At 68.5% G+C, this 4,125-nt stretch carries 3 protein-coding genes and 2 pseudogenes; all 5 read right to left on the reverse strand.

The annotated features are described in order from the left end of the window. Positions 1 to 247: pseudogene (locus tag Q0P60_RS20535) on the reverse strand (chemotaxis protein CheW); the annotation flags it as partial. Continuing rightward, on the reverse strand, positions 244 to 1,026 hold the full coding sequence (locus tag Q0P60_RS20540) for a ParA family protein (protein ID WP_294997441.1): 783 nt from the start codon (positions 1,024 to 1,026) through the stop codon (positions 244 to 246). The gene Q0P60_RS20540 and the pseudogene Q0P60_RS20535, both read right to left, overlap by 4 nt. A gap of 175 nt (positions 1,027 to 1,201) precedes the next feature. Then, positions 1,202 to 2,047: pseudogene (gene motD / locus Q0P60_RS20545) on the reverse strand (flagellar motor protein MotD); the annotation flags it as partial. Between the two features lies 1 nt (position 2,048). Next, positions 2,049 to 2,789, reverse strand: a complete 741-nt coding sequence (locus Q0P60_RS20550; protein ID WP_005409527.1) for a flagellar motor protein — start codon at positions 2,787 to 2,789, stop codon at positions 2,049 to 2,051. 125 nt (positions 2,790 to 2,914) lie between these two features. Continuing rightward, a partial coding sequence (locus Q0P60_RS20555; protein WP_294997443.1) for a chemotaxis protein CheA occupies positions 2,915 to 4,125 on the reverse strand: 1,211 nt, incomplete at its 5' end.

Consider the following 4,125-nt stretch of genomic DNA (forward strand, 5'->3'; position numbering starts at 1 on the left):
CCGGTGTGGCGGCGGCCTCGAAGGCGGCTTCCAGCGCCGCATCATCCGCAGCCGGAGCCGTGGCGTCGGCGCCGGTTTCGTAGATCACTTCGGCCGGCAGGTCATCCCAGCTCGGCTCGCGTTCGGCGACCGCGACGTCCGTCGTTGCCGGCGTGGCAGCGGCGGCAGGCAGCACCGCGGCTGCCGGGGCGATCGCTTCGCCCAGCAGTTCGTCCAGATAATCGTCCAGTATGCCGGTGCTGTTCATGCGGCCTGCTCCAGTGCCCGGGCGTCCTCGCCGAGGATCCAGTTGAGCGCGCGGCGGTAGGCCGCCAGGCCGCGGCCCGGGTAGTCCTCGCCCACGCTGGGCAGGGTCAACCCGGCCGCATTGCTGATACGGGTATCGATCGGAATCGCGTCTTCCCACACGCGGGTGCCGTGGCGGTCCTGCATGCTGCGCAGCGATTCGTTGCCGGCGCGGGTGCGGCGGTCGAACAGGGTGGGCAGGATCGAGATCGGCAGCGGGCGGCGGCGCGAACGCTCGACCATCTCGCCGGTGCGGACCATGCCATCCAGGCCGTGCAGGGCCAGCGGTTCGGCCTGGGTCGGGATGATCAGGCGGTCGGCGGCGGCCAACGCATTGATCATCAGCAGGCCGAGGGTCGGTGCGCAGTCCAGCAGGATGTAGTCGTGCTGGCCCTGGTGGCGCGCGAGCGCGTTCTGCAGGGCCAGGCCGAGGCCGGGCTGGTTGGCGCTGCGGCGCTCCAGCGTGGCCAGTGCCGACTGCGCGCAGACGTAGTCCAGGCCGTGGATGCTGCTGGCATGGCACAGGCTGGACAGGTCGGCCGGCGGGGCACCGAACAGCTCCAGTACGCCGGCCGGCGGCGGATCCACCGGCACGCCGAAGGCGCGGCTGAGCGAGGCATGCGGATCGAGATCGATCAGCAGCACACGATGGCCGAGCGCGGCCAGGCCGCGGCCGAGGGCGAGGGTGGTGGTGGTCTTGCCGACTCCGCCCTTCTGGTTGGCGACTGCCCAGATGCGCATCGGATTACTCCTTCATTGCCGGGGGAACGGCGGCGCCGACGCGGCTGCCAGCCGGCACCGGCGGCAACTTCACCGGTGCGATGGGGGGGGTGGGGGTGCTGGCCGGAGTTGCGGCGGCCTGTTCGGTGGCGTTGCTGTCGACCGCGCCGGTGGCGGCGTTCAGGCGCTGCCCGAGCGGATCGACCGAATGCGAAGTGTCGGCGAGGATGATGACCATCACCCGGCGATTGCGATTGCGGCCCTGTGCGCTGTCGTTCTCTTCGCGCGGGCGGAACTGGCCGTAGCCGACCATCGCCAGCCGCGACGGCTGCACGCCCTGGTCGGCAAACAGGTGCACCACGCTGGCGGCACGCCCAGCCGACAGTTCCCAGTTGGACGGGAAGGTGGCGGTGGCGATCGGCACGTTGTCGGTGTGGCCTTCCACGCGCACGCTGTTGGGCACGTCGCGCAGCACGTCGGCCAGGCTGGCCAGGGTCTGCCGCGCATGTACGTCCAGCGCGGCCGAGCCGGTCGGGAACAGGATGTCGCTGTTGATCTCGACCTCGATCCACAGTTCGGTGCGGCGCACGCTGATCATGCCGCGGTCGATGAGTGGCGCCAGCGCGGCGGTGAGGCGGTCGGCGATGCTGTTGAGCTGGCGTTCGGCGCGCGCGATCTGTTCCTGGTTGTGGACCGACACCGGCATGCGCATCTGCGAGGCCATCGACGGCAGCAGGGTCGGATCGTGCGACGGTGCCGGCGCCGAGGGGCCGACCTTGGTGCCGGACTTGATCACCGAGGGGCTGTCCCAGCCGCCGCCCTGCACCTGCTTGTTGCCGACCTGCACCGGGTTGATCGTGCGCGGCGCGCCACCGAAGGCATCGGTGAGCGCATCGGCCATGATCCGGTACTTGCCCTCGTTGACCGAGGAGATGGCGTACATGACCACGAAAAAGGCGAGCAGCAGCGTCATCAGGTCGGCATAGGGGATCGCCCATGCTTCATGGTTGGCGTGCTCTTCGTGGTGCTTGCGGCGGGCCATGTCAGTGCAGGAAGCCGGAAAGGTTGGTTTCGATGTTGCGCGGGTTCTCGCCCTGTGCGATCGAGATCAGGCCCTCGATCACCATTTCGCGGTCACGCGTGTTGTGCGAGATCACACTCTTGAGCTTGGCCGCGATCGGCAGGAACAGCAGGTTGGCCGAGGCGATGCCGTAGATGGTGGCGGTGAACGCGGCGGCGATGCCGTGGCCGAGCTTGCTGGGGTCGGCCAGGTTCTTCATCACCGCGATCAGGCCGAGTACGGCGCCGATGATGCCCAGCGTGGGCGCATAGATGCCCATCGCCTCGAATACCTTGGCGCCGGCCTGGTCCTGGTGCTCCTGGCTGCCCAGTTCGATCTCCAGCATGTGCCGCATCGATTCGGGCTCGACGCCGTCCACCAGCAGCTGCAGGCCCTTGCGCAGGAACGGGTCCTGCTGTGCTTCCACCTGCGATTCCAGGCCCAGCAGGCCCTGGCGGCGGGCGATGTTGCTCCACTCGACGATCTGCTGGATCAGTTCGCGGCGATCGCTGTGCGGCGGGCGCACGACCCAGCGCACGATCTTGAACGCATGCTTGAACACGGCCGGCGAGGTATGCAGCAGGATCGCGGCAACGGTGCCGACGATGACGATCACAAACGCCGCAGGCGACCATAGGGACGCCAGGCCGGCGCCCTTGAGGATGCTGCCACCGACCAGCGAGGCCAGGGCGAGAAAGAGTCCAATGAGGCTGAGTCTATCCATGGATCCGGTATCGGCTTGTATGAATGGGACTTGAGACACCGGGAGAATCTGGTGTAACGCAGTTCACAGTTTTTCGGGTCACCGGCCGGGGCCGGCGCTGCAGCGTGTCGGGTTCAGGTATCGGTTCAGTCGTGCGGGCTGCGCAGGCCATCCACGTCCAGGATCAGCGCCATGCGACCATCGCCGATCAAGGTTGCACCGGCATAACCGCGCAGGCCGCGCAGGGCTTTCGGCAGCGGCTTGATCACCACTTCCTCGCGGCCGCGCACCTGGTCCACGACCAGGCCGAAGCGCGCTTCACCGGCCTGCAGCACCACGATGGTCAGCAGGGTCGATGCGGCGGGCGTCACATCCAGCCACTGGCGCAGATCGACCAGCGGCAGGGTGTGCGAGCGGCGGTCCAGCACGGCACGGCCATCGAACCAGCCCAGCGAGGTGCGCGGTGCGTGCAGCACTTCCATCACGCGTGCCAGCGGCAGCGCATAGACATCCTCGCCGGCCTGCACCAGCAGGGTCGGCAGGATCGCCAGGGTGAGCGGCACGCGGATCAGGAAGCGGCTGCCACGACCCAGTTCCGACTGGATCTGGATCTGGCCGCTCAGTTCGCGGATGCGCGACTGCACCACGTCCATGCCCACGCCACGGCCGGAGATGTCGGTGACCTGCTGCTTGGTCGAGAAGCCGGGCAGGAACACCAGGTGCAGGCATTCCTCGCTGCTCAGGCGGGCGGCGGCCTCCGGATCGATCAGGCCCTTCTCGCGTGCCTTCGCACGCAGCTTTTCCGGGTCGATGCCGGCGCCATCGTCCTGCACCTCGATGCTGACGTAGTCGCCTTCCTGCTGGGCCGACAGGCGCACGTGACCCATCCGCGGCTTGCCCTGCGCCTCGCGCAGGTCGGGCATTTCCACGCCATGGTCGATGGCGTTGCGGACCAGGTGCACCAGCGGGTCGGCCAGGGCTTCGACCAGGTTGCGGTCAAGCTCGGTTTCGGCGCCGATCAGCTCCAGGTCGACTTCCTTCTTCAGTGAACGGGCTACGTCGCGGGCCACCTTGGGGAAGCGCGAGAACACCTTGCCCACCGGCTGCATGCGGGTCCGCATCACCGCCGACTGCAGGCGGGCGGTGGCGATGTCCAGGGTGGACACGGCACGGTCAAGCTCCTCGTCGCGCAGGCGCGCACGCAGGGTCTTGAGCCGGTTGCGCGACAGCACCAGTTCGCCGATCAGGTTGACGATGGCGTCCAGACGCTTGGTGTCCACGCGCACCGTGTGCTCGGCTTCGGCCAGCGGCTTGGCGGCGGGCTTGGGCGCCGCTGCGGGTGCGGCGGCCGGACGCT

The organism is uncultured Stenotrophomonas sp. (assembly GCF_945952405.1).
Classification (GTDB): domain Bacteria; phylum Pseudomonadota; class Gammaproteobacteria; order Xanthomonadales; family Xanthomonadaceae; genus Stenotrophomonas.

Coding starts and splice junctions, on each gene's coding strand:
- Q0P60_RS20550 (WP_005409527.1), bottom strand. CDS start 2,789: ATGGATAGACTCAGCCTCATTGGACTCTTTCTCGCCCTGGCCTCGCTG.
- Q0P60_RS20540 (WP_294997441.1), bottom strand. CDS start 1,026: ATGCGCATCTGGGCAGTCGCCAACCAGAAGGGCGGAGTCGGCAAGACC.